At 77.6% G+C, this 1,846-nt stretch carries 2 protein-coding genes; one reads left to right on the forward strand and one right to left on the reverse strand.

Translation table 11 applies throughout. The annotated features are described in order from the left end of the window. On the reverse strand, window positions 1-898 hold an 898-nt coding region (locus tag AE652_RS40605; protein WP_199823229.1), incomplete at its 3' end, for a BTAD domain-containing putative transcriptional regulator. 153 nt (window positions 899-1,051) lie between these two features. Between AE652_RS40605 and AE652_RS40610 the strand changes: the two genes are divergently transcribed. Beyond that, a partial coding sequence (locus AE652_RS40610) for a BTAD domain-containing putative transcriptional regulator (protein WP_199823230.1) occupies window positions 1,052-1,846 on the forward strand: 795 nt, incomplete at its 3' end.

Genomic DNA, 1,846 nt, shown 5'->3' on the forward strand with positions numbered 1-1,846 from the left:
CGCCGCAGCCCGCCGGACCGGACAGCCCCAGGACCGGCGCCCCGGCCGCCCGCAGCACCCGCTCCGCCTCCCGCACCTGCGCCGCCCGCCCGACCAGGTCCGGAATGTCCGGCGGCAGCTGGCTCGGCCTCGGCAGCCGCCGCAGCAGCACCGGGGCCTCGCCGCGCCGGATCTGCCCGGCCAGTTCGACCAGTGCCGGGGCGGGTTCGAGACCGAGCTCCCCGTCCAGCCGCTCACGCAGCGCCTCGTACCCCGCCAGCGCCTCCGCCGTCCGGCCGCAGCGGTGCAGCGCCAGCAGGTGCAGCCGGTGCACCTCCTCGTCCTGCGGGTGCGAGGCGGCCAGCCCGGCCAGCGGCTCCAGCGCCTCGGCGTGCCGGCCGAGCGACAGGTCCAGGTCGAGCAGGGTCTTCACCGCCGCGAACCGCCCGGCCGCCAGCCGCTCCCGGACCCGCTCGGCGAACGCCCCGGGCACCCCGTCCAGCGCCCGGTGCCCCTCCCAGGCGCCCAGCGCCCGCGCCAGCGACTCGCGCGCCCGCAGCGGATCCTGGTGACGCAGCGCGACGGCCTCCGCCACCTCGGCTTCGTAACGGAAGAGGTCCACCGCCGTGCGCGGCGCCTCCAGCCGGTAGCCGCCCGCCGCTCCGACCAGCAGCCCGGGCTCGCCCAGGGCCCGCCGCAGACGGTGGACGTGGGTGCCGATCTGCCCGACCGGATCCTTCGGCCAGCGGGTTTCGTCCGCCCCCCACAGGTCCTCGACCAGCCGATCCGTGGACACCAGCTGCCCCGGCGGGACCAGCAGGGCCGCGAGCACGGCCCGCTGCTGCGGTCGGCCGAGGTCGAGCTCACGACCGTCGTGCCGGGCCCGCAGCGGCCCCAGCAGGCTGAAAACGAGCCCCACGGCCCACCCCTCGAAGCCCTCGATCCGGTGCACAACCTGTGCACGATCCGGTGCACAATCTGTGACAGAGCATAGGCCGCCGGGGTATGGGGGCCCACCGTCCGGACGGAACTGGCGGGATCCCGGCGCAGGACGACTTTCGGGGACGGGTAGATGGGTGACATGGGGGGTTCCGGGCTGCGGTTCGGACTGCTGGGACCGCTGCGGGCGTGGTACGGGGAGCTGGAACTGGAGTTGGGCCGGCCGCAGCAGCGGGCCGTGCTCGCCGTGCTGCTGGCCGCCGCCGGGCGCACGGTGTCGGTCCCGGTACTGGTCGAGGGGGTGTGGGGCGGGGCCGCGCCGGCCGACCCGCGCAAGGCCGTCCAGCTCGCCGTCTCCCGGCTGCGCACCGCGTTCCGGCCGTACGCCGGGGACGACCCGGACCGGATGCCGCTGGTGCGCGTCGGCGACGGCTACGCGTTCAGGGCGCCCGGCAGCGAGGTGGACGCCGCCGCCTGGGAGGCCCTGCTGGCCGAGGCCGAGCGGCTGCGCGAGGCGGGCGCACCACCGCGGGAGGTGCGGGAGGTGCTGCGCCGCGCCCACCGGCTCTGGGTCGGCGAGGCGCTGGCCGGACTGCCCGGGCCGCACGCCGAGGCCGTCCGCACCCGCCTCACCGAACAGCGGGTCTCGGCCAAGGAGACGGAACTGGAGCTGGACGCCGACCTCGGCGACCGCACCGACCTCACCGCGGCGATCGCCGCCCTCGCCCTGGAGCACCCCGGCCGCCCCCGGCTCACCACCGTCCTGATGCGCGCCCTCTACCAGGCCGGGCGCAAGGCCGAGGCGCTCGCCGTGTACGAGGACGCCCGCGCCTCGCTCCCGCCCGGCGAGGACGCCCCCGCCGAGCTCCAGCTGCGGATCCTGCGCGAGGACGCCGCCCTGCTGCCCGCCGGCGCCGCCCAGGCCGGG

Origin of the sequence: Kitasatospora sp. MY 5-36, assembly GCF_001182915.1 — a bacterium.
Lineage (GTDB): Bacteria > Actinomycetota > Actinomycetes > Streptomycetales > Streptomycetaceae > Kitasatospora.